Here is a 24,868-nt window from a genome sequence, read left to right on the forward strand (position 1 = left end):
TAGGGGGCTGACGCTCTCCTGCAAAGTTTTTTGCGCGGCTAGCCGGAGCAGAGATTACGCAAATGGCGCAGAATCTGGCGCAATACCTGATCGGATCGTTGCATATCACCGCGCACGCGCCAATGTGCCGTCTGTCGATATAGGGCCGTGCGTTGCCCTGCCAGGTCCTCCAGACGTTGGCGCAGATTGTCCACTTGCAGTAAGGGGCGTTGTCGATCATGACGCAGGCGTTTGAGCTGTTCTGCGACGCTGACCTCCAGATAGATGACTTCCCCCATGCTGCGCAGAAGCGGCCGATTGCGTGGGTCGAGGATGGCACCGCCGCCCGTGGCCAAGACGATATCCTCCTCTTCATTTGCAATCTCTTGTAAGGCGCGATGTTCTCGTTCCCGAAACCCTGCTTCTCCCTCAATGGCAAAGATGGTTGGAATATCTACCCCCGTCGTGGCAACGATGCGCGTATCCGCATCGACAAATTGCCAACGCAAACGGGCCGCCAAAAGGCGGCCGATGGTGCTTTTCCCTGACCCCATGGGGCCAATGAGGATAATCCTAGCCAGCGTCATCTCCTGAGTCCGCGCCGCCCCCCACCACCTTGGGGGTGATGAAGACAAGTAGTTCGGTCTGGGCGGTATTGTACTCCTTGGCCTTGAACAGCCAGCCGAGGAGAGGGATATCCTTCAATAACGGAACACCAGACTGGCTGGTGCTATTGGTTTCGGTGTAGATACCACCGATCACGACCGTCTGTCCATTGTTTACCAAGAGCTTAGTCTTGACTTCCTGGGTATTGATAGGGACGCCACCCGCCGTCACCTGGGCATAGTTCGGTTGATTGTTGGTGGCATCCACATCCATGGTGACCTTGCCATTGGGCGCAATATGCGGTGTCACCTTCAACGCCAGTTCGGCCTTCTTGAAGGTCACTGCGGTAGCGCCACTGCTGGAGGCCTGCTGGTAAGGGATTTCCGTACCCTGGGCGATAGTGGCGGTTTCGTTGTCCTCCGTCAGCACCTTCGGGCTGGAGATGATCTTCGCCTTGTTGGCTGCCTGTAGCGCCTGTAATTGCAGGTTGAGGATGCGACTACCCGAGGCGTTGCCCAGGGCAAAGCCGAGAGAAGCAGGATTGAGGCCGGTAAGGGGGCTGCCGCTCGGTGCATAGGCTGGTAGATTCACAATGGCCGGCACGCCACCGCTGGTGCTGCCAGTGGTAGTACTACTGCCCCCAGAACCACCACCACCGAAGCTACCAATGGGGTAATTGCCGCCTTGGGTACTTGTACTGTTGGAAGCGCCGGTACCGGAGAGGTTGATGATGCCACCGCCAGCGCCGGAGGTGTAGGTTCCGCCCCACTGAATACCTAGCGATTGTGCGGCATTGGTGGTGATCTGCACGATCCGCGCTTCAATCAATACTTGGGGTACAGGCTTGTCAATCTGGGCAACGAGCTTTTTAATGTTGTCAATGTCTTGGGGGGTGTCGCGCACCAGAAGGCTATTCGTGCGCGTGACCACCGAAACAGAACCACGGGATCCGAGCAAAGAGTTGCCAATTAGATTTTCCGAGGGAATGCCCAGGGCAGAAGCGAGAGCATGGCTCTGTTGTAAGTTCAGACCATTCCCAGAATTATTATCGTTGACCTGCTGGGAAAATCCACGCAGCAGATCGGCGATCTGGCTGGCGCGGGCATATTTGAGCGGAATGAGTTCGGTGACCAATGGTTCCAGCTTGCGCTTGCTGGCCTCGGCCTTCAGTTCGGCCTCTTCCTGGCTAGTAATCTGATTTGCCGGTGCCACCCAGAGGATGTTGCCAATGTGCTTCACGGCCAGGCCCTGGGATTCCAGTATGACCTTGAAGGCCTCTTCCCACGGCTCGTTCTTTAGGCGAATCGAGACCGTTCCCGTAACGCTGTTGGAAACCACGATATTCTGATGTGTGAAATCGGCGATGACCTGTAATGCATCCCGCACACTAATGTTTTGAAAGTCCATGCTCAAGCGTTTGCTTTGCATTGGATTCTCTGCGACGGCATTGGCTGCTTCGTGACGCACCGAGATCATCGTTTGACTGCCAAGCTGGTAGGCAGAGTATTGGAATGGTCCGCCGATATGAAAGATGAGACGGGTATCGCTACCAATCGGGTAGACATCCACATATTGTACCGGGGTCCCGAATTGGTCTGTGCCAAAGCGATGCGTCAGGCTGGTGGGTACTTGGGTGTCGTGCAGGGTGACCACCAGACGCCCCGGCTCGCGACTGACATCCATCCGCGGCTGCATCCCATGGATATCGAGAGAGAGCATGCCAGCGCCATTTTTTTCGCGGTGGAACGCCAGATTGTCGATGCTGGTGCCGCTATAGGCGGGCACAGTTGCGGTAACCGGAGTGGCGATATTGCCGCTGTCGCTCGGGACGGGCGCGGCTGGCTGCGGCGCTGGTGTCGCGGCCTCATGCAGGGCAGCAAAGCGCAGGCGATACCCCGCAGCGGCAGGTTCTACCATCACTGCCTGGGGTGATTTCAGGAGGAGATCAATGCGCGCATTGTGTCCATCATTCTCCGTCAGGATGTTTTCGATGACGCCGCCGCCTGCCACATTGGCTGCCTGGGGGAGAAAATGGGCATCCTGAAAGTCGATGCGCACGCGGTAGCCATGATTGGAGGTGTTCACATCATAGGCTGGACGGGAGTCACTCTGAATATTGAGGATGGTCCCCTTGGCACCCGTCTGGACCTGCAGACCCTGGATCAAGCTTTCTGCCCAACTAACGCTGCTGACTGTCATGCAGGCAAGGGCGGACAGCAGGGCTACGCGCAATGCAGCAGAGCGTTTTCCACGGCTATGATGGGTCGGGAGAACTGCAAAAGAATCATTTGGGTTCATGTGCTTCATCCTTGCTCAGATCCATTGCTCTGAAAGTGCAGCGTGGTGTTTTGTTTTTGATAACCCCCAAAGGCATTTGGGAGATATTGGGTAATGATGACCTCGTGGCGTTTTGGATCGATGGCGACAATGTGTCCATTCTTGTCGCCGATACCAGAGCCTACCGCTGCCCGATACACTTTGCTGTCTGGGGTCAGGAAAACCGCCCACTCTTGCCCCTCTGCCTGGAGGATGCCGGTCAAGGTCAGACTGCCCACTGCGTATTTTTCGAGAGGTTGCAGCGGGCCTTTGCGCTTGGGTGCAGCCCCCTGACTCTGGGTCTCTGCTTCCTGACGTAGCGCCAACGCGGAAAAACTGGTGAAGGGGTCGCGATCTTGCGGGTTGCTATACGCGGTTGCCGTGTAATGCGGAATGGGTGGAAGCGCTTCAATCTTGGGATGGAGATCTGGCCCTTGCGCGACAAATGCACGGAGCTTGTCTAGGTTATTGTTCTGGGAGCAGGCGCTCAGGAGAATCGCCATAGTCAATAACATACCGATTTGGCTGCTGCGCTTCATTTTTCAGCCTCCGTTTTCCCCTCTACCTTGGTCTGAATGTAGCGGTACGTCGTGGCGACGCAGGACATTTGCAATTTCTGCGCTGCCAGCGCCTTGGCAAGAGGTGCAGCATTGGCTTCTCCGGCGGCAGGCACGATATTGATCTCGTCAATGGTCACGATGCGCGGCATGGCTGCGACCGCAGCAGCAAAACGTCCAATATCGCCGTAGGTTCCCACCACATTGATCTTTACTGGAATTTTGGCATAAAAGTTTTTGTTGACCTCAGGGAGCGGTTGGAAGAGCGTAAACTCCAGGCCGCGGCTACGCCCGGCTAGGGTAACATCGTCGAGCAAGGAGGGAATCTGAGCGCGATCCGGCAGTTGTTGCAAGAAGCGCTGGAAACGCTGTTTCATCTCCTTGATCTGCGCCTGATAAGCGGGCAGATCTGCTGCGAGCATCTGCTTTTGACGGACCTGCTCCTTCATGCTTTGGACTTGTGCCCGCAGGTCACCATATTTCTCATTTTCTGGCGAAATGAACCAGAACCAGGCGACGATTCCCAACAGGATGATGATGATGAGAGCAATGATCGCCTTGGTCTTGACCGGAAGGCGCATGAGATCATCGAGCTGCAGGTTGTTGATTTCATCCCAGGTCATATTGTTACTCCGGCTTTGCCGTGGGCAATTGGGTTTGCATTTGCAAGGTGAACTGGTTCACTTCTTCTCCCCCCAATTGCGCCTTGCTGATGATGTCCAGGGTCGGTTTGTTGAATACCCCGCTGTGTTCAATTTGGCGCATGAATGCGGCGACCTGATCATTGCCTTCCGCATAACCGGAAAGGGTAATGGTGTTGCCCTGTTGTTGTAGCTTGGTCAGGAACACTCCGGATGGCGTAATGGAGGACAGCGTATTGAATATGCGTACACTCAGGTCACGGCGATCCTGTAACACTCCGATAATCTTCTCCCGCGCGAGAAGCGCATCCCGTTTCTTGCGCAGATCCGCAATGGAAGCGATTTTCACATCCAGTTGCTGCGTTACCCCTTGTAAATAGGTTATTTTCTGCTGCTCAGACTGCACGCGAGCAACGAAGATCTGATAGACGCCATAATAGATCACTCCCGCAACGATCAGGATCAAAAGGAGTCCGACTAGGAAAAATTGCTGTTGCTGCGCTCTCTTGCTTTCTCGATGCGGAAGCAGGTTGATCAGTATCATTCCGCAAACCTCCGTAAAGCTAGACCGCAAGCTACCGCCATGGAAGAGCCCTCGCTGCGCAAGAAGCGTTCATTGACCTTCGGCCCAGCAAGCATGCCGCGAAAGGGATCGGGGGCTTCCACCGTAAAACCGGGAAGTTGCTGGGCAATATTAGGCAAGTTGGCGCCCGCGCCAAAAAGAACGACCTTACGAAAGCTGACGTCCGGCAGGCTGGCCTGGAAAAAATCCAGGGCGCGCAGCATTTCCCGACCGAGGTCGGCGACGAACGGGATAAGTACCTCTTTCTCGTACTCCGCAGGAAGGCCACCAAAACGCTGCATTCGCAGAGCGTCCTCTGGACTCAACCCAAAATGCTGGGAAATTCTTTCGATCAATCTGGCGGTGCCGAAATTATGATCACGAGAATAAATGGGTTGGGAGTTCTCGAATACATGCACGCCGGTGGTGTTGGCGCCGATTTCAATCATCACGACCCCGCCTTTCTCCGAATGGATTTGCGGATCCAGGTGATGGAGAAGCGTCCACAGGGAGAATTGACGCACGTCAAGAATGCTGGGCTTGAGGCCGGCATCCTCCAATATCGCTGAGATATCTTCTACCTGATCTTTTTTGCTGGCAACCAGAAGGACCTGCTGATATCCCTTACGTTCTGCATCAGGTCCCAGGGGAGAAAAATCGAAATTGACCTGATCCATGGGAAAGGGGATATATTGTTGTCCTTCGTAACGAATCTGTTCTTCGATGATGTCGTCACGCATGCCCGCCGGCAGCGAAATGATTTTGACGATCGCGTTATTGGATGGTAACGCAGTCGCGGCTCTTTTGGTGCGAATGCGCGATCGTTGCAGAATGCTGCGTATGGCAGTGCTGGTCGGTTCGAGATCGTGCCCGTCCTGTTCGTTCCCAGGGTGCTGCAGTATCGTCTCACTATCGACGTGCGTGACGGAAAGCTGTCCGCGTGCGGAAGACAGTTCTACAAGTTTCACTGCTTCGGGTCCAATATCGAGACCAAGCAGTGGGGGACGGGGCATGCGTAGCATGTTTTCCTCACCTTAGTGCGTAATGAACCGCTGTGCTGTTCCCAAGCAAGCGTCTGCTTTTTGCAACTCGACCGGGAAATTAGCAGCATTCCGGTTCCTGTCAAGGCAGACCGGCAAAAATCTGCGCTCTGAGCCAGTCGGATTTGGTGCGCCAGAACATTCTGGATAGACTGCTATTCAACTTCGCTGTGGATATTTCTGTGGGATTGCGGCAATCGACGGATGAATGGTGGATGCGCATCGCGCTGGACTGCGCACATCAAGCGGCGGCCCTGGGCGAGGTACCGGTTGGGGCGGTGTTGGTGGATGGAGAAGGTCGATTGCTGGCCAGTGTCCACAACGCGCCTATCACCGCCACCGATCCAACGGCCCATGCAGAGATCGTGGCGCTGCGGCAGGGGGCGCAACGCCTGGGAAATTATCGCCTGGCTGGGTGTACGCTCTATGTCACCCTGGAACCTTGTGTTATGTGCTTTGGCGCCATTATTCATGCACGCATGGCGCGGGTGGTCTATGCGGCAGCCGACCCGAAGGCGGGGGTGGTCGAGAGCCATTTGCAGCTGCCCAGTGTGGCGCCCAGCAATCATCGGCTCGAATGGCAAGGGGGGGTGCTCGCAGATGAGGCGTCTCGCCTACTCAAGGATTTTTTTCGGGCGCGACGAACGACTACACTATGACGATGAAACAATGGGATGAAGAATGGTCTCTGCCGACGCAGGGGCGACGTTTCTATGAAATCACCAGTCCCTTGTGTGACTGGTTGCAGACGATCGCGGCGCAACATGGCTGGGTGCAGCTGTTCCTACCGCACACCTCGGCAAGCCTCGCACTGCAGGAAAATGCCGACAGCGACGTGCAAGCGGATATCCTCGATTTTCTTGCGCGCCTGGTCCCTGATGATGACCTGCGGTATCGCCATCGCAATGAGGGACCGGATGACATGTCGGCGCATATCCGTACCTTGCTCGGTACCCAGAGTCTGCAGATTCCGGTGCGCGGCGGACGCTTGTGTCTTGGCACCTGGCAAGGCGTCTACCTGCTGGAGCATCGTGAACGAGCGCAGCAGCGTCGGCTGCTGCTCAGTTTTATCGGAGAAGGAAAATGAGCGATTTTTTGGATGTCTATGGCGGGATGTTGTGGGCGATCCGCGACTGGGAGCAGTGGGCGGATTTGGTCGCCAGGCTCCAGGCGCAGGCAGAGGAGGGCTGGTATGTGTATTTCGTCGGCCAGGAGCCACCCGTACAGCCGCTGTCTGCGGCCACGTTTTGCCGAGTGCTGGCGGAGATCGATCTGCTCTTGCGCCGCGATCATCGCGAAAAATACCTGGGCATCGTCTATGTGGATGATCGCAGCGCCCCGCAACTGGTGAAGATCTACGACCCCAACAATCTTGGTGCCTCTTGTGGCAGCAGCGGCAAACAGATTCCACCTGGGTGGATTGTGTCGCGGCTGCGCCCGGAAGTGGTGCCCGGTCCGGTGGTTATCCCAGAGGGACGGCTGCGTTGGTGGCGAAACCTATTGCAAGCAGAGCGAGGTGATTGATGGAAGGCGACTGGAAGCTGTTGGATTTCGAGGGCATTCGTCGCCTGCTCGAAAAGCTTTCTGCTACCCCGATGGGTGCCGATGCGGCCCGCAATCTAGGTCCAGCGCCGACGCTGGCATCTGCCCGGCAACTGCAAGAGGCGATTACCGCAGCGCGCTTCGGCCTGGAGTCTGGTGCCGGTCCCGTTCTCCCCGAACTTCCCGACCCGCGGCCAGCCTTGCGCCAGGCGGCTGCGCCCGGTGCCGCGCTCTCCGGACAAGCCCTGCGCAATCTTCATCGGATCTTGCGCGTGGGACAGGAGTTACGCCCCTATGCCGAGTCGCGTCCGGCGCTCCTGCCCCTGGGCGCAGAGGTTCTCGATGCGCCTGCGGTGCTGATTGACGCAATCGACGCCGTACTCCTGCCCAATGGTTCGGTACGCGAGGATGGCAATAGCGCTTTGCGAGCCCTGCATGCCGAACTCAAGCAAGAGCGGGAAGCAGCGCAAAGGCAGATTCAGTCGCATTTGCGGGGTGGGGGCAAGGCACACTGGGCCGGCCAGCGGTTATCGGTGCATCTGCCAGATGGTTCGCGGGAAGAAATCCGCGGGGTGCGGCGGGGCAGTGGTCCCGGGGGGCATGGCACGGTGGTGGAGCCCATGGAGCTGGTGGCCGCCAACAATCGCCTGGAAAAAATCTCCGGCAACATCGAACAGGAGAATCAGTCGCTCCTGCGTAGTCTCACTGATCAGGTGCGCGAGCTCCTGCCAGCACTGCAGAAATTAGTGGATGCCCTGACCTGGCTCGATCTGGCCATCGCCGGCGCGCAGCTCTCTCTCCATCTGCGTGCGCAAGCGGCGGAGTTGGTAGAGGAGCCGATCTTAGTCTTGGAGGGCGCGGTGCACCCGCAGTTGTGGCTCGCCCATGTCGATCATCGCGGGCCGGCGCCAAAGCCACTCAGTGTGCGCATTGATGCAGCGAATCCCATTCTGGTGGTGACGGGACCGAATACCGGGGGCAAAAGTGTGTCGCTGAAGACCGTTGGTCTCCTGGCGTTAATGGCGCAATGTGGGCTGCATGTGCCGGTTTCCGGCCGTGCCGTGGTTGGGCGCTTCGCCAAGATCTTCGTGGATATGGGGGACCCGCAGAGTATGGCCTTTGCCCTCTCCACCTTTTCTGGTCACGTCGCCATGCTGAAAAAGCTGCTGGCAGAGGCGGATGACCGTACCTTGATCTTGCTCGACGAACTGGGTACGGGAACGGACCCAGAAGAAGGTGCGGCCATGGCTATGGCGGTCCTGGATGAGCTTGCGGGGCGTGGGGTGCGGGGCATGGTGACCACACATCTGACCCCGATCAAGATCTTCGCCGCTGAACACCCGGCATTGCAAAACGCCTCCATGCGCTTCGATCATGAGCGTTTGGAGCCCACCTATGAGCTGGAAATTGGCGTGCCGGGAAAGTCCCTTGGCCTGCTCATTGCCGAAAAATCCGGTTTGCCCGAGTCACTGGTGCGTGCGGCGCGCGCCCATCTCCAACGCCTCCATCAAGGTGCATAGAGGAAGGTACGGTTTCGCCAAGGCATTTTTATTTGACGCTGTGGTCAAAACTGCATAGCGTTGGCCGCTAGATCCTGATTGTGTGAGGAGTCTCTAATCATGTCTGCCCCCAACGATACCCGCGAACGCGCCAAGCAAGCCATGGCTGCGGAAGAGCTGACGGGCGCCGAGATTGTCGTGCGGGCGCTGCGCGACGAGGGCGTGGAGACCGTATTTGGTTACCCCGGCGGTGCCGTGCTCTATATTTACGATGAGCTCGACAAGCAGGATGCCGTACAACATGTGCTGGTTCGGCATGAGCAGGCGGCGGTGCATGCAGCCGACGCCTACTCGCGCAGCACCGGCAAGGTAGGGGTGGCGCTGGTAACCAGTGGTCCCGGTGCCACCAATGCGGTGACGGGTATTGCCACGGCGTACATGGATTCTATCCCATTGGTGGTGATCAGCGGTCAGGTCCCGGTTGCTCTGATCGGCAACGACGCCTTCCAGGAAGTCGATACGGTGGGCATCACCCGACCGTGCACCAAACACAATTTTTTGGTGCGCGACGTACGGGATCTCGCCCAGACCATCAAAACGGCATTCTATTTGGCGGCTTCTGGACGTCCAGGGCCAGTGCTCGTCGATATCCCGAAGGATGTGACGGCCAAGCGCTGTGCTTATGAATATCCCGAAAAGGTACAGTTGCGCTCCTACCGGCCGACGGTGAAGGGGCATGCCGGTCAGTTACGCAAGGCCTTGCAGCTCATTGCGACGGCGGAACGGCCGCTATTCTATACCGGTGGAGGTGTCATCCTCTCCGACAGCGCTGCGGAGCTCACGCAATTGGTGCGCCGTTTTGATGCCCCCATTACCAATACGCTCATGGGCTTGGGCGGCTACCCTGCCGCGGATCGCCAGTTTGTGGGGATGCTGGGCATGCACGGCACCTACGAGGCCAACATGGCGGTACAGCACTGTGACGTGTTGATTGCCTTGGGGGCGCGTTTCGACGATCGGGTAACGGGAAATCTGAGCCACTTTGCCCCCCACGCCAAGATTGTTCATGTGGATGTCGATCCGGCCTCTATTTCCAAGAATGTCAAGGTGGATGTGCCGGTAGTGGGCGATCTGCGGGCCGTGCTGCGGGAAATGAATGAGCTCTCGGAAGAACTGCAGTTGCCGCAGGATTCCGTCGCTCGCCAGCGCTGGTGGGCGCAGATCGAGGAATGGCGGCAGCGGAATTGCCTCCATTATGATCAGGGCGAGTCCATCATCAAACCGCAGTTTGTCATCCAGAAACTTTTCGAACTCACGGGTGGCGACGCCTTCGTCAGCTCCGATGTTGGACAGCATCAGATGTGGGCGGCGCAGTTTTATGGCTTTGATCATCCACGGCGCTGGATCAACAGTGGCGGCCTAGGCACCATGGGCTTCGGCCTGCCGGCAGCGATGGGTGCGCAGATGGCCCATCCCGAAGCAACGGTGCTGTGTGTGACTGGCGAGGGAAGCATCCAGATGAATATCCAGGAATTGTCCACCTGCCAGCAATATAAACTGCCGGTGAAGATCGCCTGCCTGAATAATGGCTACCTTGGCATGGTACGACAATGGCAGGAGTTCTTTTACGAAGAGCGCTATGCATCGAGCTACATGGATGCCTTGCCAGATTTCGTCAAGCTGGCCGAGGCCTATGGTCACGTGGGCCTGCGGGCCGAAAAGCCAAGCGATGTCGAGCCCGTAATCCGCGAGGCACTGCGTCTGCGTGATCGCACAGTATTCATGGATTTTCTCGTGGATCGTCTGGAGAATGTCTATCCCATGGTACCTGCGGGTGCTGCGCTTTCTGACATGATTCTGGTGTAACACCATGCGTCGACACATCATCTCTGTCTTGCTGGAAAATGAGGCTGGTGCCTTGTCGCGGGTCGCGGGCCTATTTTCGGCGCGCGGTTACAATATCGAGGCCATGACGGTCGCACCTACCCACGAGGCCAGTGTCTCGCGCATGACCATCCTCACCCAGGGCTCGGAAGAGATCATGGAGCAGGTCCTGAAACAGTTGAATAAACTGGTAGAGGTCATCCGTGTGCATGATCTGAGTGAGGGGCCGCACATCGAGCGCGAGCTGATGCTGATCAAGGTACACGCGGTAGGCCCGGATCGGGAAGAAGTGAAGCGTCTGTCCGACATCTTTCGCGGGCGCATTATTGATGTCACCGACCGGAGCTACACCATCGAGCTCACCGGTACAGGAGAAAAACTCGATGCCTTCCTCCATGCTCTCGATCCGGGTATGGTCATAGAAGTGGTACGCAGTGGCGCCAGTGCCATCAGTCGTGGCGCCAAGAGTATTTGATGTTTTTTTCGTTCTCTCGAGGATTTCATGAAAGTTTATTACGATAACGACGCCGACCTTTCCCTGATCCAGAAGAAGAAGGTGGCCATTCTGGGCTATGGTTCCCAGGGTCATGCCCATGCTCTCAACCTGAAAGAGTCCGGCGTGCAGGTGGTGGTTGGACTGCGGGAAGGCTCACCCTCTTGGGACAAGGCGAAAAATGCTGGCCTGGAGGCCAAGACGGTCGCGCAGGCCGTTGCCGATGCGGATCTGGTCATGATCCTGACCCCAGACGAGGGTCAGGCGGCACTGTACCGGGAGGAGATTGCTCCGCATATCAAAGAAGGGGCGGCGCTGCTTTTTGCCCATGGATTCAACGTCCACTTCGGGCAGATTCACCCCCGCGCGGATCTGGATTGTTTTTTGGTCGCCCCCAAGGGGCCAGGCCATCTGGTGCGTTCCACCTATACCCAGGGTGGCGGTGTGCCGTGTCTGATCGCCGTGCACCAGGATGCCTCGGGGAACGCCCACAATCTTGCCCTATCCTACGCCAAGGCCATCGGGGGCGCCCGCGCCGGTGTCATCGAGACCAGCTTCCGGGAAGAGACCGAGACAGATCTCTTTGGTGAGCAGGCCGTCCTTTGTGGTGGCGTCAGCGCCCTGGTACAGGCAGGTTTCGAGACCCTGACCGAGGCAGGATACGCCCCGGAGATGGCCTACTTTGAATGTCTGCATGAGCTCAAGCTCATTGTCGACCTGATGTACGAGGGTGGTATCGCCAACATGCGTTACTCCATCTCCAATACCGCCGAGTACGGCGACTTTACCCGCGGCCCGCGGGTAGTGGATGCGCGTGCCAAGGAAGAGATGAAGAAGATTTTGCAGGAGATTCAGACGGGCGAGTTTGCCCGCGAATTCATCCTGGAAAACCAGGCTGGCAAGGCGAAAATGCAGGCTATGCGCCGCTTGGCCGCCGAACATCCGTTGGAAGTGGTCGGACAGAAGCTGCGCTCGATGATGACCTGGATCGGTCAGAATCGGATTGTCGACCGGTCTCGCAACTGATTCCCAGGGGATATGCCTCGATCCGCTTCCGGATCGGGGCAGGGCCTGTCTGGCGTTTTATCTTTCTCTTGTGCTAGCGCCCTGTTAGGCTTGCGCCATGCGAAATTCATCTTACCCCTATCCTCTTCTGGCGCGAGAAGGCTGGCCCTTTCTGGCGCTCTTTTTTTTGTTGACCCTAGTGCTGGCGTTTTTTGGCTTCTGGTACCTGGCGTTGCCATTCTTTTTGTTGTTGCTCTTCAGCCTGCAATTTTTTCGCGACCCGGCGCGTGCTCTGCCGACAGCGTTGTCGGGTGGAGTTCTCTGTCCGGCGGATGGCCGCGTCATCGCCATTGAGGAGGTAGAGGATCCGTACCTGCAGCGTCAGGCCCTAAAAATCAGTATTTTTATGAACGTCTTCGATGTTCATGTTAATCGCCTACCGGTCAGCGGGACCTTGCAGCAACGCTGGTATGTCCCGGGACGTTTTTTCAATGCCGCCCTCGACAAGGCCTCGCAGGAGAACGAACGCAATGCGCTCTGGGTGCACACCGAAGGCGGGCAGGACGTGACGGTGGTACAGGTGGCGGGATTGGTGGCGCGGCGCATCCTCTGCTATGTGCAGCCGCCGGAATCCGTCCGATGCGGTCAACGCTTTGGCTTTATTCGCTTCGGGTCGCGGGTTGATACCTACCTACCCGTCGGCACCGAACCCTTGGTCTCCCTAGGACAGCGGGTGCGCTCCGGAGCGGAGTGGATCGCCCGCCTGGAATCGCTCAGGTGAACCAGCGCTATCCGCGTCGTGGAGTCTATCTGCTCCCCAATCTCTTTACCACGGCCAGTCTCTTTGGCGGCTTTTATTCGATTGTCGCGTCGATCCATGGCCACTATCGGGTCGCAGCCATCGTCATTTTCATTGCCATGATCCTCGATGGCCTCGATGGGCGGGTGGCGCGCATGACCGGTACCCAAAGCGCCTTTGGTGCCGAATATGATTCCTTGGCGGATGTGATCGCCTTTGGTATTGCCCCATCGCTGCTGGTGCTGCTCTGGGGCTTGCAGTCCTTTGGTAAATTCGGCTGGCTCGGAGCGTTTGTTTTTACGGCCTGCGGAGCACTGCGCCTGGCGCGATTCAATAGTCAAGCGCACAGCAGTTCCAAACGCTATTTTCAGGGCTTACCCATCCCTACTGCAGCCACGGTCCTGGCCAGTCTGGTGTGGGTGGCAGTGGGGGAGGGCTATCCGTGGTTGACGCAGATTGCGCAATACCTTGCCTTGGCCTTGGTGTATTTTCTCGGTCTGCTGATGGTGAGCAATATTCGCTACCGCAGTTTCAAGGATATTGATTTGCACGGGCGCATGCCTTTCGCCCTCGCCATCGCGGTGGTACTCGTCCTTGCCGCGATTGCCGTGCACCCACCTTTGGTCCTATTTCTTCTGTCCTTGATCTATGTCCTCATCGGCGTATTGAGCACGCTCTGGCAACTCAGCCAGCGCCGCCGTCAACGCCGTGATCCCCATTAAGGGGAAACGCGCACGATCATATAAGCGAGCAGAGCAGTAACGGAAAACAAGATGAATCCGTAAATACCGTACAGCCACTTGTGTATATGGTATTCGCCCTGATCAACCTTTTTTACCGTGCGTACGAAATTGATCCCACCGATGACGAGATTGCTGACACCGAGGACGATAAAGACAATGCCCATGCCGGAAAAGCCTTCGCCGGTGCTGAGCTTGGTATGCAGCATGGCGGAGAGTTGTTCGAGGAAAAAATCAAATTTTTCGATGACGAAACCGAAAGCAATCAGTCCGATGCCCGTACGTACCCATGCCAGAAAGGTGCGTTCGGCGGCCATGTAGATGCGGGGATCAATGACTTCTTTGGCAGACACGGTGATTCCTTGAGCGATATGGTGGAGGTCGGCAAAAAACCAGATGCCAACGACAAAAATCAGGGCGATGGGTGGCCAGATCAGAAGACGGTGCAATTCAGTAAAGAGTCGCGCGAAGTGCGCATCACCGAGGGCGGTGAAGAGGATCTGTAGACGGTAGGCCAAAAGGCCCGTGCCGATGGTGAAGAACAGCAACTTGAAATAGCTCAGGTAGGTGCGTTCCAGAGCCATATATAGACGTGGTTCGCGGGCTGTGGGGAGATGGCGGAGCAGGATCATTGCGTGTACCCTCGCTCTCAGACCGTTGCCAAGCTATTGGCAAGGCGCCGGTACTGAATGGCCTCAGCGAGGTGCTCCTGGCGAATGCTTTCGACCTCTTCCAGATCAGCGATGCTGCGGGCGATACGGAGCAAGCGATGATAGGTCCGGGCCGAAAACCCCAGGCGTTCCGCAGCCACACGCAAAAACTGTTGACTCTGCTGATCCACCGCACAGTGGCGGTCCAGGGCCTTCCCCTGCAGCTGCGCATTATAGCAACCCTGGCGTTGCCATTGTTGTTCGCGCGCAGTATGCACGCGCGCACGCCAAAACGCGCTACTTGCGCCGCTGGAGGCGCTTTGCAGATAGTCTGGCGACAGAGCGGGTACCTCTACCTGCAAGTCGATGCGGTCGAGGAGGGGGCCGGAAAGGCGATTACGATACTGGGCGATTTGGCCTGGGTTACAGCGACAGGCTTGTATTGGATTACCAAGATTGCCACAGGGACAGGGATTCATCGCTGCCACGAGTTGGAATTGCGCCGGAAAATGGGCGCGCTGACGCGCCCGCGCAATATGGATTTCCCCGGTTTCCAGAGGTTCGCGCAGCACTTCGAGCACGCTACGCGAAAACTCTGGTAACTCGTCCAAAAACAGCACGCCATGATGGGCAAGGCTGATCTCCCCGGGTCGGGGTTGCGAACCACCGCCCACCAAGGCTGCGGCCGATACGCTGTGATGCGGGGCGCGATACGGGCGGCGACGCCAGTGTTGTGGGTCGAAGAGGCCATGCAGACTCTGAATGGCGGCGACTTCCAGTGCTTCGGCGTCACGCAGCGGCGGGAGGAGACCCGGTAAGCGGGCGGCGAGCATGCTCTTGCCGGTGCCCGGAGGGCCGGAAAACAGCAAGTGGTGACCGCCCACTGCAGCGACGATCAGCGCACGTTTGGCCTGTTCCTGGCCGCGCACATCGGCGAGGTCCAGGGTAATGCCATTATCGCCCGTGGATTCTGGCAGGGTGGGCGTGACTGGCGGGCGTGCTTCACCGCGCAGGATGGCGACAAGCTGCGCCAAGTTCGCGGCGGGATAGAGGCGGCAACCTGCCGCGAGCTGCGCCTCTCCGGCGCAGGACAAGGGCAGGGCCAGGGCATGACCAGCCGCCTGTGCCGCCAAGGCGCAGGCGAGTATCCCCGGTACCTTACGTAAGGTGCCGTCGAGAGCGAGCTCGCCGATGCACTCCAGCCCTTCCTCTACCGCAATCAGCGGAATTTGCCCACTAGCGACGAGAATGCCCAGGGCGATCGGCAAATCGAAGCGACCGCCCTCCTTGGGTAGGTCCGCCGGTGCAAGATTGACGACAATACGCCGCGCCGGAAACTCCAAGCCACTGTTATGGATAGCGGCGCGCACCCGGTCGCGGGATTCCTTTACCGCCGCCTCAGGCAGACCGACAATGGCAAAAGTCGGCAAGCCGGGGCCAAGGTCGCATTCAACCATGACCTCGGCAGCCTGAATGCCTACTGGCGCACGGCTCCGCAGTAGGGCGAGGGCCATGTCTCAGTCCTGTTTTTTGTCTTCCCCGGCCAGTTTCGCCAACCGCTCCTCCAGGGCTGCTACCCTTGCTGCCAGGCGGGTGTTCAGTTCCTGCTGGATTTCGAATTCTTCGCGGGTGACCAAATCCAGTCGATCCAGGGCGTTGCTGATCACGGTTTTGAGTTGTTTGTCCAAGTCCTCTTTCACAGACCCAAAACGGGCCACGGCGTCGCCAATGGCGGCGGCAATTTCATCGGCAATACGGCGTTGCATAGCACTCTCCTTACAGACCCATGGCTTGGCGAATGAAAAAACGTTTAAGTGGTGGGGTCATGCTGGTACCCCAAAGACCGAAATCGCGTAGGCGCGCGAGGGGGGCGCTGCGATTGGAAAAGAGATGATTGAGACCGCCGCAGGCCAACACAGTAAGAAGATTATCAGGACGCCGTTGCCGCTGATAGGAGAGCAGTGCCTCGCGTCGCCCGTAGTCCAGGCGTTTTTCCAGACTCTGCTGAATGACGGTATTGAGGGCCGCCACGTCGCGGAAACCCAGATTTACCCCCAGGCCCGCCAAGGGATGCACCCCATGGGCGCTGTCACCCAATAGCACAACACGATCCTGGACATACCGATTTACGTGCAGTGCCGAGAGCGGATATTTGCCGCGTTTGCCAATGTCTTGAAGACGCCCAAGCTGAGGGCCGAAGGCGTTCTGTAAGCGCTGCAGAAACTCATCATCGCGCAGTTCAAAGAGCTGGCGCGCCTGGAGAGACCGTGTGCTCCATACCAGACTGGCCTGTGCAGACCCCTGTGCATCATCGGCAAAGGGAAGCAGGGCGATGGGGCCGGTGGGCAGAAAGCGTTGATAAGCGATGCCATGATGCGGACGTTCAATCTGCACGGTTGCCACAATGGCCTCTTGCCCGTAGTCCTCACGGAAAATACTGCTCTGGATGAGTTGCCGGCGCAGCAGAGACTGTCTTCCCTCGGCGATGGCGAGTAATGGCGCAGTGTAGACCTCGCCCTGCTGGTCCTCCAGCGCAATTCTGGTGGAATCGCCAAAGCCCTGTTGCCACTGGCAGTTGTAGAGCAATTTGCCACCGGCAGCAGAGAACGCGTGGCGCAGACTCTGCTCAATGCGCTGATTTTCGCAAATATAGCCGAGAGCGGGCGCTGCCACGTCGGCGGCATCCAGCTGGATACTGCCTGCCTGTTCGGCGTCCCAGACGCGCATCCCGATCACTTCCGTGCCGAGGCGGGGAATATCAATGCCCTGGGCGCCAAGAAATGCGCTGGCACCGGCATTGATGAGACTGCTGCGCTGCAGAGGATCGGCTGTGCCGCATTGCTCGGCACTACGGCGCTCGGCTATGGCGACTTGCAAGCCTTGCCGTTGCAAGGCCAGCCCCAGCGCAGCCCCAACCATCCCCGCTCCGGAAATGAGGATGTCAAAGTTATGTGCCATGGCGGACATTCTCTAGGGTGGGAATGGTACTTGCAAAGGGCAGTTCAATCCCTGCCAGTCGTGCGGCAAGGTGTTTTTTCAGCCAGGGATTATGTTCCAAGGCCTGCAATGCCAGTTCACGGCCGAGACGCCAGGGCAGGGGCGGAAGAGCGAAGAGTCGGTTCATTCCTTCGGTGAATGCGATGGTCTCCAAGCGATCCCGTTGGCGAATCCGCTGAAATTCCCGTGGCAGGGTTGCGTCACCGATGTCGACTGCCTTTTTCTCCGCTTCTAGCAATAATGCTGCCAGGGTAACGACATCACGCAGACCCAGATTATATCCTTGACCGGCCAAGGGGTGCAGGGTCTGTGCCGCATTCCCGAGGGGCAACACCCGGCTGGTATCGGTTGCGGAGAATTGCTGAAAATGAAGCGGATAGAGTGCTCGCCCCTGCACCTGATGAAAGCCGGCAACGCCGGCAGGTAGCTCTGCATTGAGGCGTTGCAGGAAAGTGGCATCGGATGCGCCCATCAGACGGCTTGCTGCGCCGGGCAATAGGCTCCAGACCAAGGAGAAGAGTCCATCGGCACGCGGTAGCAGGGCCAGAGGACCACTCTCGAGAAAGTGTTCATACGCCACCCCTGCGGGGCCGGAGATTGGCCCCACACGTGCCGTGCAGGCATAGCGGTTGTGATCCCAGCCGCGCCGTTGCAGAGACAGCAAACGCTGGAGCTTGCCATGTCCACCATCCGCCAACACCAGTAAGCGGGCCGACAAGGTGCGCTCTTCTCCCCACTGGACCTGAATCCGATCGGGAAACCAGGAGAAATCCTCCAGCGGCCCCCAGGAGTAGCGCCGAAAGCGTTGCGACTCCGCTGGCAGTTGTTCTTGAAGAGCAGAGCGCAGGTTGTCCAGGGGCAGTAGCGCACCCAACACTCCCTCGGGTGCCTGCAACAATGTCTGGGATAATTGCACGCGCACCGGGCTACGTGCCTGGGAAATCTGCACTTGACGGATTTCTCCCAGAGATTCTGCAGGGATCTGCACGCCAAAGGAACGTAGGATACGGAGGGAGGACAGCGCCAGAGCTACGCTCCTCTCGCTATCTCCCTGGGGGCTGGTGCGATTGGGGTTGGTATCCACCACGCAAACACGCAGAGAAGACGCGCCAAGAGCCAGCACCAGACTGTGGGCAATGGGGCCATCGCCAAGGATGAGCAAGTCGCAATCCATGCCCCATACTCTAGGGGTTCCCGCTTGGACCGGCAAGCGGGAACCGCTTATCAGTAGTACACGGGTACCACGCCAGAGGCCATGGTCTTGATGGCCTCGCCAGCGCTGGCCATGGTGGCTTCGGGAATGAAATGGGCCTCCTCCAGTCCACGCTTTTTGTAGCAGCCGGCGCAGATCCAGAATTTTGCACCGTTCTGGACCAGGAAGTCGCGTAGTTCCAGGAGCGGCGGAAAGGTGGGTTCCTGCAGTCCGTGCAGGTAGCTATCCGAGCGTGCCAGATGCACGCCATCCAGGGAGAGGAAGAGGGTGACTTCATGGCCCTCGACCAAGGCATTCTTGGCGAGAACCAGGCCAACGGTGGCGCGATCGAGGTCGTTGCCGGCATGGGTGATGTTGACAAAAAAATGGGCCATTTGCTGGTGCTCCTTCAATCAGGTGTGAGACATTTGAAGTTTAGTACAAGTACAGATTCTGATGAAATAGAGACAGATCGGTGCTCCTGGGCTATGCTTGCCACTTACGTTCCATCAGCTCAGGAGGTGAGTCATGGCTGTACTCGTTGGTAAGAAAGCCCCGGATTTTGTTGCCCCCGCAGTGATGCCCAACAATAGCATCAATGAAAAATTCCAGTTTTCCCAGCACATCAAAGGCAAGTACGCCGTGCTGTTTTTCTACCCTCTCGACTTCACCTTCGTTTGCCCATCCGAGATTATTGCCTTCAATCACCGCTTGTCTGAGTTTCACGCGCGCAAAACAGAAGTCATCGCCTGTAGCGTCGACTCTCACTTCACGCACCTGGCGTGGAAGAATACGCCAGAGAACAAGGGCGGTATCGGCAACATCCAGTTGCCCATGGTCGCCGACTTGACCAAGCAGATCGCGCGTGACTATGACGTCCTGCTCGACGAATCCGTTGCTCTGCGTGGCTCATTCTTGATCGACCGGGATGGATTGGTGCGTCATCAGGTGGTGAATGATCTGCCCTTGGGACGGAATATCGACGAAATGATCCGTATGGTCGATGCCCTGCAGTTCTTTGAGGAGCATGGTGAGGTTTGCCCAGCGCAGTGGGAGAAGGGCAAGGCCGGAATGAAGGCGAATCCCGAGGGGGTCGCCGCCTACCTCGGTGAGCACGCCAAGGACCTCTGAGCCGAGAGCGGTTGCGTCGATCCTGGGCTCCCAGGATCGACCATAAGTGCCATGCTGCTGCGCAAGAAATTGCTGGCCCTGCGAGAGCCGCGCCTCTATCTGAGCATGGAGCGCAGCTACCTGGCCGCCATCAAATTCATCATCATTGCTTTTGGCGCTGGCTTGTTGGCACGCAAGGCTATGGTGGCATTGGTGTTTTTTCATGATCAGCGCCTGCGGCCCTTTTTCTTGGCCTTGTACCACGTTCTGACCATCCCCGCGGTGCTCGCGCTCTTTGTCTTGATCCCCATTTTCTGGCGCGATTTGCTTGCGCTTTCGCAAGGGCCTTCTGTCGCGGCGAAGGAAATGCACGACCCACGGGTATACTTTTCGGCGGAGCGGACTTTTCTATCCTGGACGCGCACAGCGCTGAGCAGCCTCGCTCTTGCCTTTGTTTTGGCAAAATTCGATTTCTTTCTGCGCAAATTCTCCCTCCTCCTGCACCAACCGGTGCCGCTCTTGCACCGCTTGCAAGGGAGTAACGGTCTCTTTCTCGCCTTTGCCGGCATTCTTCTCATGCTGGGCTTTTGGGGCCTCGCGGCGACACTCCACGATATTCGTCAAGGGCAGTGTGCTGTGCATCACTGGCGTTATACCGTGTTTTTGCTGACGCTTTTCCTGCTGGGCATAGGGATGCTGCGCCTGCTGTGGATTCTGGCTGAGGCCAAGGCGTGATGGACGACAATTGGATGACACCAACCCTCTCCGTTGCCCCCATGATGGACTGGACCGACCGCCATTGCCGGGTCTTTTTGCGCCTGATCTGCCCCAGTTGCCTGCTGTACACCGAAATGGTCACCACGCCGGCCATTCTCTTGGGGAAAACCCCAGAGCGATACCTGGGCTTCAGCGCGCCGGAGCTCCCCCTGATCTTGCAGCTCGGTGGGGATAATCCCGAGTCCATGGCCCGCGCTGCGCGCGTGGCGTGTGATTACGGTTATACGGGACTCAACCTCAACGTCGGTTGCCCCTCGCCACGGGTACAGAAAGGTCGATTTGGAGCCTGCCTGATGCACAGTCCGGCGCTGGTTCGCGAGTTGCTTGATGCCCTGGCCAGTAGTGGCCTGCCGGTCAGTGTGAAGCATCGCCTGGGCCTGGACCGAGTGGAGGACTATGAGCGCTTGGCCGATTTTGTAAGAACGGTCGCGGCCGGGGCTTGTCAGCACTTCATCGTGCATGCACGCAATGCCTGGTTGAAGGGGCTCAATCCCGCCGAGAACCGAGAAGTCCCGCCCCTGCGTTGGGACTGGGTGGCCCAGCTGAAGCAGGATTTTCCGCAGCTACGCATCGAACTCAATGGGGGACTGCGTAGCGTCGAGGAAATCATGGAACAGTGGCCGTGGGTGGATGGAATCATGCTCGGCCGGATAGCCTACCACCAGCCCATGATATTGGCGGAAGTGGAACGGGCCTTGGGCCGTCGTGGGACTCTCCCGCAGCCCCATGCCGTGCGCGAGGGTTTGCAGGCATATGCGGCGTCCTGGGGGGGCGCCTTGCCGGCCCCGCGTTTGGCTCGCCATCTCCATGGTCTCTATGCTGGCCATCCCGGGGCCAAGGCTTGGCGGCGCCTCCTGGGTACCGCCCGCGCCGAGGAATCCGCCGCAGGCTTCCTGCGCCGGATTGAGAACTGGCAGCCTGAGGGAGAACTTCTGCCCCCCAGCAGGACTGAAGCTACCCCGCTCTCCTCGGCGAGCCCGGCGCCATGAGCAGCGGCGGCCCCTGGGTAGCCTTTGATCTGGATGGCACCCTGACTCGGAGCGAGACCCTCGCCCATTTTCTCTACCATGCCCTGGGCACCCGGCAGGCCAGTCTGCTCCTCCTTCGTTCCTTACCTGACCTCCTGGCCTATGGCCTCCATCGGCAGAGCAATGCCGAGACCAAAGAACGGGTTTTGGCGCGGTGTCTGGGGGGGAGGAGCTACGCCAGTGTTCAGGCTGAGGGACAGCATTTTGCCGCCCAAGGCATGACGCCCCTGCTCCTGCCTGGGGTCTGGCAGCGTTTCTTGGCACACCGGGAGCGGGGCGATCGACTGGTGCTGGTGACCGCAACTCTCGGCGTCTACGCCCGCCCCTGGGCCTTGTCCGTGGGCTTTGCCCAGGTCATCGCCACGGAGCTGGCGCGAGATGGGGAGGATCGGGTGACGGGCAAGCTGGCGGGTGCCAATTGCTTTGGTCCGGAAAAGGCCCGGCGTCTGCGGGAAGAGCTGGGCATCGAGCAGCTGGACTATGCCTATGGCAATAGCCGTGGCGATCGGGAGATGCTGCAGATGGCGCGACACCCAGTCTGCATCTGCAAGGGCAATGCCTTCGGCAGGGCGCTTCCCCCCCTGGATTGAGCCTTTCAGCCCAGGGCCTGTGCCTGCAATAGAAAGGCGCGGAAGCGTTGTGCCACCGCAGACAACTGCTTGTTCTTGCGGTGTACCGCATGCCAGTTGCGGAGGATGGGAAAGCCCGCCACATCGAGGATAATGATATCTCCGGCCGCCGCCTCCGCCGCCACGGTATTGCGCGATAGGACCGCGAGCCCCAAGCCCCCGGCCACCAACTGCTTCACTGCCTCATTGCTGCTCATGGTCATGCGCACGCGCAGCTGAATCTGCCGTTCGGCGAAAAAGTTTTCCGCCGTCAGGCGAGTGCCAGAGCCCTCTTCCCGCAGGATGAAGGGCTCCTGGGCGAGGCGGGTCGGGGAAATCTGCGCTTCTGTCGCCAAGGGATGGTCCGCCGGGGCCACCACCACAATGGGGTTATCCATAAAAGGCTCCGCCACCCCGTCAATGTCCTCGGGCACCTGGCCCATGATGTAGATGTCATCGAGATTCTGTTTCAGGCGAAGGAGGATGGCGTCGCGATTGACGATTTCCAAGCGGACCTCGATCCCTGGGTGGCTCTGGCAAAAGCTGCCGATGAGACGTGGGGCAAAGTACTGGGCGGTAGAGATGATGGAGAGACGGAGCAGGCCACGATCAAGATTGCGCTGGGCATCCAGCTCCTGCATCAGGTTCTCCAGGCGTCGCTGAATGTCCTGTCCCGCCTGTTCCACCGCCTCGCCGGTGGGGGTCAAATATAATTTTTTGCCAATTTGCTCATACAATGGTGACCCAATATTCTCTGATAACTGTTTGATTTGCAGAGATAATGCCGAGGGTGTCTGATGTAATTCCGCTGCCGCTCGGGTCATGTTAAGATGCCGGCCCAACACCGTGAATATTCGTAACTGGTGTAGTGTGATGTGGCGAATAGACAACTTTTGCTTCTCCAAAAGGTAACGTTAATTATCTTTTACTTTACCCTACAGTAGCGGCTCTGTACATTCGCCCATGGACAAATATCTGCAGCTTGGGTTGGTTTGACATTTCTAGGAGGGATCTATGGCTGGTAAATATGAAGCCGGCGTCAAGGAGTACCGCCACACGTATTGGGCTCCGGACTACGTGCCGTTGGACTCTGATTTGTTGGCGTGTTTCAAGATCGTCCCGCAGGCCGGGGTGGATCGGGAAGAGGCGGCGGCTGCGGTAGCGGCAGAATCCTCCACCGGCACCTGGACCACGGTGTGGACCGATCTCTTGACCGATATGGACTACTACAAGGGTCGCGCCTATCGGATCGAGGACGTGCCGGGTGACGATACGGCATTCTATGCCTTCATTGCCTACCCCATCGATCTCTTCGAAGAAGGCTCTGTGGTCAACGTCTTTACCTCGTTGGTGGGTAACGTCTTTGGCTTCAAGGCTGTGCGCTCCTTGCGTCTGGAAGACGTGCGTTTCCCGCTCGCCTATGTGATGACCTGTAACGGTCCCTCCCACGGCATCCAGGTGGAGCGTGACAAGCTCGACAAGTACGGTCGCCCCATGCTGGGTTGTACCATCAAGCCCAAGCTCGGCCTCTCGGCCAAGAACTACGGTCGTGCCGTGTACGAAGCCCTGCGTGGCGGTCTGGACTTCACCAAGGATGACGAAAACGTCAACTCCCAGCCCTTCATGCGCTGGCGTGACCGTTTCCTCTTCGTGGCCGACGCCATTCACAACGCCGAGGCCCAGACGGGTGAGCGCAAGGGTCACTACCTGAACGTCACCGCCCCGTCTCCCGAAGAGATGTATGAGCGCGCCGAGTTCGCCAAGGAACTGGGCATGCCCATCATCATGCACGACTTCCTCACCGGCGGCTTCTGCGCCAACACCGGTCTGGCCCGTTGGTGCCGCAAGAATGGGGTGCTGCTGCACATCCACCGCGCCATGCACGCCGTGATCGACCGTAACCCCCATCATGGTATCCATTTCCGAGTGCTGACCAAGGCCCTGCGTCTGTCGGGTGGCGATCACCTGCATACGGGTACCGTCGTCGGCAAGCTGGAAGGCGACCGGGCCTCTACCCTGGGCTGGATCGACCTGCTGCGCGAGTCCTACGTCCCTGAAGACCGCAACCGCGGTATCTTCTTCGATCAGGATTGGGGCGCGATGCCGGGTGCCTTTGCGGTGGCCTCGGGTGGTATCCACGTGTGGCACATGCCGGCGTTGGTCAACATCTTTGGCGATGACTCCGTGTTGCAGTTTGGCGGTGGCACCTTGGGTCACCCCTGGGGCAATGCTGCGGGTGCGGCGGCCAACCGCGTGGCCCTGGAGGCCTGTGTCGAGGCCCGCAACCGGGGCGTCGAGCTGGAGCGGGAAGGAAAGGAAATCCTGACCAATGCTGCTCGTCACTCGCCTGAGCTCAAAATCGCTCTGGAAACCTGGAAGGAAATCAAGTTCGAGTTCGATACCGTCGACAAGCTCGACGTGCAGAACCGTTGATCTCCCGGCAACCTCATTCGCTTCAGGAAGGAGTCTATTATGGCTGAAGTTCAAGATTACAAGCAGACGCGGCGCTATGAGACGTTCTCGTACCTGCCGCCCATGTCCGCTGAGCAGATTCGGGCTCAGATCCAGTACATCGTCGCCCAGGGCTGGAACCCGGCGGTGGAGCACGTGGAGCCCGAAAATTCCTTCAACCACTACTGGTTCATGTGGAAGCTCCCCATGTTTGGTGAGCGGAACGTGGACACGGTGCTGGCGGAACTGGAAGCCTGCCGGCGTGAATACCCCAAGCACCTGGTCCGTTTGATCGGATACGACAACTACACCCAGAGCCAAGGTCTGGCCTTTGTGGTGTATCGCGGTTCCTGAACGGGCTCGTCGTCGATGCCGCCGTTGCCTAGGGTGAC

Annotated in this window: 28 protein-coding genes; 15 read left to right on the forward strand and 13 right to left on the reverse strand. The window is 58.3% G+C overall.

Going from position 1 to position 24,868, the window contains the following annotated elements:
• Positions 1–38 precede the first annotated feature (38 nt).
• From M5D89_RS06925 to pilM, 6 genes are read right to left on the reverse strand one after another with little or no spacing between them, the layout of a single operon-like run.
• Entirely contained in the window at positions 39–566 is a 528-nt protein-coding gene (locus M5D89_RS06925; RefSeq protein ID WP_248885102.1) for a shikimate kinase, read from the reverse strand.
• Entirely contained in the window at positions 553–2,883 is a 2,331-nt protein-coding gene (locus M5D89_RS06930) for a type IV pilus secretin PilQ (RefSeq protein WP_248885103.1), read from the reverse strand. Before M5D89_RS06930 ends, M5D89_RS06925 begins: the two co-directional genes overlap by 14 nt.
• 5 nt (positions 2,884–2,888) lie before the next feature.
• A complete protein-coding gene (locus M5D89_RS06935; protein WP_248885104.1) occupies positions 2,889–3,440 on the reverse strand; it encodes a pilus assembly protein PilP in 552 nt (183 codons plus the stop codon).
• Positions 3,437–4,081: a type IV pilus inner membrane component PilO gene (locus M5D89_RS06940; RefSeq protein ID WP_248885105.1), complete on the reverse strand. Its 645-nt coding sequence runs from the start codon at positions 4,079–4,081 to the stop codon at positions 3,437–3,439. Before M5D89_RS06940 ends, M5D89_RS06935 begins: the two co-directional genes overlap by 4 nt.
• 4 nt (positions 4,082–4,085) lie before the next feature.
• On the reverse strand, positions 4,086–4,643 hold the full coding sequence (locus M5D89_RS06945; protein ID WP_248885106.1) for a PilN domain-containing protein: 558 nt from the start codon (positions 4,641–4,643) through the stop codon (positions 4,086–4,088).
• On the reverse strand, positions 4,640–5,674 hold the full coding sequence (gene pilM, locus M5D89_RS06950) for a type IV pilus assembly protein PilM (RefSeq protein ID WP_248885107.1): 1,035 nt from the start codon (positions 5,672–5,674) through the stop codon (positions 4,640–4,642). The genes M5D89_RS06945 and pilM overlap by 4 nt, the downstream gene beginning before the upstream one ends.
• Positions 5,675–5,883: 209 nt before the next feature.
• Here pilM and tadA point away from each other — a divergent pair, with 209 nt between their 5' ends.
• From tadA to pssA, 9 genes are all read left to right on the forward strand, one after another.
• On the forward strand, positions 5,884–6,360 hold the full coding sequence (gene tadA, locus M5D89_RS06955) for a tRNA adenosine(34) deaminase TadA (RefSeq protein WP_248885108.1): 477 nt from the start codon (positions 5,884–5,886) through the stop codon (positions 6,358–6,360).
• Positions 6,357–6,788 (forward strand): secondary thiamine-phosphate synthase enzyme YjbQ, encoded by a 432-nt coding sequence (locus M5D89_RS06960; protein ID WP_248885109.1) that lies wholly within the window; start codon positions 6,357–6,359, stop codon positions 6,786–6,788. The genes tadA and M5D89_RS06960 overlap by 4 nt, the downstream gene beginning before the upstream one ends.
• The gene (locus tag M5D89_RS06965) at positions 6,785–7,225 is read left to right on the forward strand and encodes a hypothetical protein (protein ID WP_248885110.1); all 441 of its coding nucleotides are present in this window, start codon (positions 6,785–6,787) and stop codon (positions 7,223–7,225) included. Before M5D89_RS06960 ends, M5D89_RS06965 begins: the two co-directional genes overlap by 4 nt.
• A complete protein-coding gene (locus M5D89_RS06970) occupies positions 7,225–8,763 on the forward strand; it encodes an endonuclease MutS2 (protein WP_248885111.1) in 1,539 nt (512 codons plus the stop codon). Before M5D89_RS06965 ends, M5D89_RS06970 begins: the two co-directional genes overlap by 1 nt.
• Positions 8,764–8,862: 99 nt before the next feature.
• The gene (gene ilvB / locus M5D89_RS06975; RefSeq protein ID WP_248885112.1) at positions 8,863–10,608 is read left to right on the forward strand and encodes a biosynthetic-type acetolactate synthase large subunit; all 1,746 of its coding nucleotides are present in this window, start codon (positions 8,863–8,865) and stop codon (positions 10,606–10,608) included.
• 4 nt (positions 10,609–10,612) lie between these two features.
• A complete protein-coding gene (gene ilvN / locus M5D89_RS06980; RefSeq protein ID WP_248885113.1) occupies positions 10,613–11,101 on the forward strand; it encodes an acetolactate synthase small subunit in 489 nt (162 codons plus the stop codon).
• 27 nt (positions 11,102–11,128) lie between these two features.
• Positions 11,129–12,145, forward strand: coding sequence for a ketol-acid reductoisomerase (gene ilvC, locus M5D89_RS06985; RefSeq protein ID WP_248885114.1), 1,017 nt, complete (start codon positions 11,129–11,131; stop codon positions 12,143–12,145).
• Between the two features lie 97 nt (positions 12,146–12,242).
• Positions 12,243–12,905: a phosphatidylserine decarboxylase gene (locus M5D89_RS06990; protein WP_248885115.1), complete on the forward strand. Its 663-nt coding sequence runs from the start codon at positions 12,243–12,245 to the stop codon at positions 12,903–12,905.
• Positions 12,902–13,645 carry a CDP-diacylglycerol--serine O-phosphatidyltransferase gene (gene pssA, locus M5D89_RS06995; protein ID WP_248885116.1) on the forward strand — a complete coding sequence of 248 codons (744 nt, stop codon included), beginning with the start codon at positions 12,902–12,904 and terminating at the stop codon, positions 13,643–13,645. The genes M5D89_RS06990 and pssA overlap by 4 nt, the downstream gene beginning before the upstream one ends.
• Here pssA and M5D89_RS07000 read toward each other — a convergent pair.
• The 6 genes from M5D89_RS07000 to M5D89_RS07025 are packed head-to-tail and all read right to left on the reverse strand — an operon-like array spanning position 13,642 to position 18,897.
• Complete coding sequence (locus M5D89_RS07000; RefSeq protein WP_248885117.1) at positions 13,642–14,295, reverse strand: YidH family protein; 654 nt, start codon at positions 14,293–14,295, stop codon at positions 13,642–13,644. The two genes, pssA and M5D89_RS07000, sit on opposite strands and share 4 nt — an antisense overlap.
• 17 nt (positions 14,296–14,312) lie before the next feature.
• The gene (locus M5D89_RS07005; protein WP_248885118.1) at positions 14,313–15,827 is read right to left on the reverse strand and encodes a YifB family Mg chelatase-like AAA ATPase; all 1,515 of its coding nucleotides are present in this window, start codon (positions 15,825–15,827) and stop codon (positions 14,313–14,315) included.
• 3 nt (positions 15,828–15,830) lie between these two features.
• Positions 15,831–16,079: an accessory factor UbiK family protein gene (locus M5D89_RS07010; protein WP_248885119.1), complete on the reverse strand. Its 249-nt coding sequence runs from the start codon at positions 16,077–16,079 to the stop codon at positions 15,831–15,833.
• 10 nt (positions 16,080–16,089) lie between these two features.
• The gene (locus tag M5D89_RS07015; RefSeq protein ID WP_248885120.1) at positions 16,090–17,271 is read right to left on the reverse strand and encodes an FAD-dependent monooxygenase; all 1,182 of its coding nucleotides are present in this window, start codon (positions 17,269–17,271) and stop codon (positions 16,090–16,092) included.
• Positions 17,261–18,484 carry an FAD-dependent monooxygenase gene (locus M5D89_RS07020; protein WP_248885121.1) on the reverse strand — a complete coding sequence of 408 codons (1,224 nt, stop codon included), beginning with the start codon at positions 18,482–18,484 and terminating at the stop codon, positions 17,261–17,263. The genes M5D89_RS07015 and M5D89_RS07020 overlap by 11 nt, the downstream gene beginning before the upstream one ends.
• Positions 18,485–18,534: 50 nt before the next feature.
• Positions 18,535–18,897: a DsrE family protein gene (locus tag M5D89_RS07025; protein ID WP_248885122.1), complete on the reverse strand. Its 363-nt coding sequence runs from the start codon at positions 18,895–18,897 to the stop codon at positions 18,535–18,537.
• Positions 18,898–19,030: 133 nt separating this feature from the next.
• Between M5D89_RS07025 and M5D89_RS07030 the strand changes: the two genes are divergently transcribed.
• The 4 genes from M5D89_RS07030 to M5D89_RS07045 are packed head-to-tail and all read left to right on the forward strand — an operon-like array spanning position 19,031 to position 22,007.
• Positions 19,031–19,633: a peroxiredoxin gene (locus M5D89_RS07030; protein ID WP_248885123.1), complete on the forward strand. Its 603-nt coding sequence runs from the start codon at positions 19,031–19,033 to the stop codon at positions 19,631–19,633.
• Positions 19,634–19,684: 51 nt separating this feature from the next.
• Positions 19,685–20,347: a YidH family protein gene (locus tag M5D89_RS07035; protein ID WP_248885124.1), complete on the forward strand. Its 663-nt coding sequence runs from the start codon at positions 19,685–19,687 to the stop codon at positions 20,345–20,347.
• A gap of 14 nt (positions 20,348–20,361) precedes the next feature.
• The gene (gene dusA / locus M5D89_RS07040) at positions 20,362–21,378 is read left to right on the forward strand and encodes a tRNA dihydrouridine(20/20a) synthase DusA (protein ID WP_248885125.1); all 1,017 of its coding nucleotides are present in this window, start codon (positions 20,362–20,364) and stop codon (positions 21,376–21,378) included.
• On the forward strand, positions 21,375–22,007 hold the full coding sequence (locus M5D89_RS07045; protein ID WP_248885126.1) for an HAD-IB family hydrolase: 633 nt from the start codon (positions 21,375–21,377) through the stop codon (positions 22,005–22,007). The genes dusA and M5D89_RS07045 overlap by 4 nt, the downstream gene beginning before the upstream one ends.
• Before the next feature lie 5 nt (positions 22,008–22,012).
• On the opposite strand, the gene M5D89_RS07050 is transcribed toward M5D89_RS07045, so the two are convergent.
• Complete coding sequence (locus tag M5D89_RS07050) at positions 22,013–22,915, reverse strand: LysR family transcriptional regulator (RefSeq protein ID WP_248885127.1); 903 nt, start codon at positions 22,913–22,915, stop codon at positions 22,013–22,015.
• A 124-nt stretch (positions 22,916–23,039) separates the two neighbouring features.
• Here M5D89_RS07050 and M5D89_RS07055 point away from each other — a divergent pair, with 124 nt between their 5' ends.
• On the forward strand, positions 23,040–24,458 hold the full coding sequence (locus tag M5D89_RS07055) for a form I ribulose bisphosphate carboxylase large subunit (protein WP_248885128.1): 1,419 nt from the start codon (positions 23,040–23,042) through the stop codon (positions 24,456–24,458).
• A gap of 39 nt (positions 24,459–24,497) precedes the next feature.
• Positions 24,498–24,830, forward strand: coding sequence for a ribulose bisphosphate carboxylase small subunit (locus M5D89_RS07060; protein ID WP_248885129.1), 333 nt, complete (start codon positions 24,498–24,500; stop codon positions 24,828–24,830).
• Positions 24,831–24,868 lie beyond the last annotated feature (38 nt).

The sequence above is a fragment of the Acidithiobacillus acidisediminis genome (assembly GCF_023277115.1).
Lineage (GTDB): Bacteria > Pseudomonadota > Gammaproteobacteria > Acidithiobacillales > Acidithiobacillaceae > Igneacidithiobacillus > Igneacidithiobacillus acidisediminis.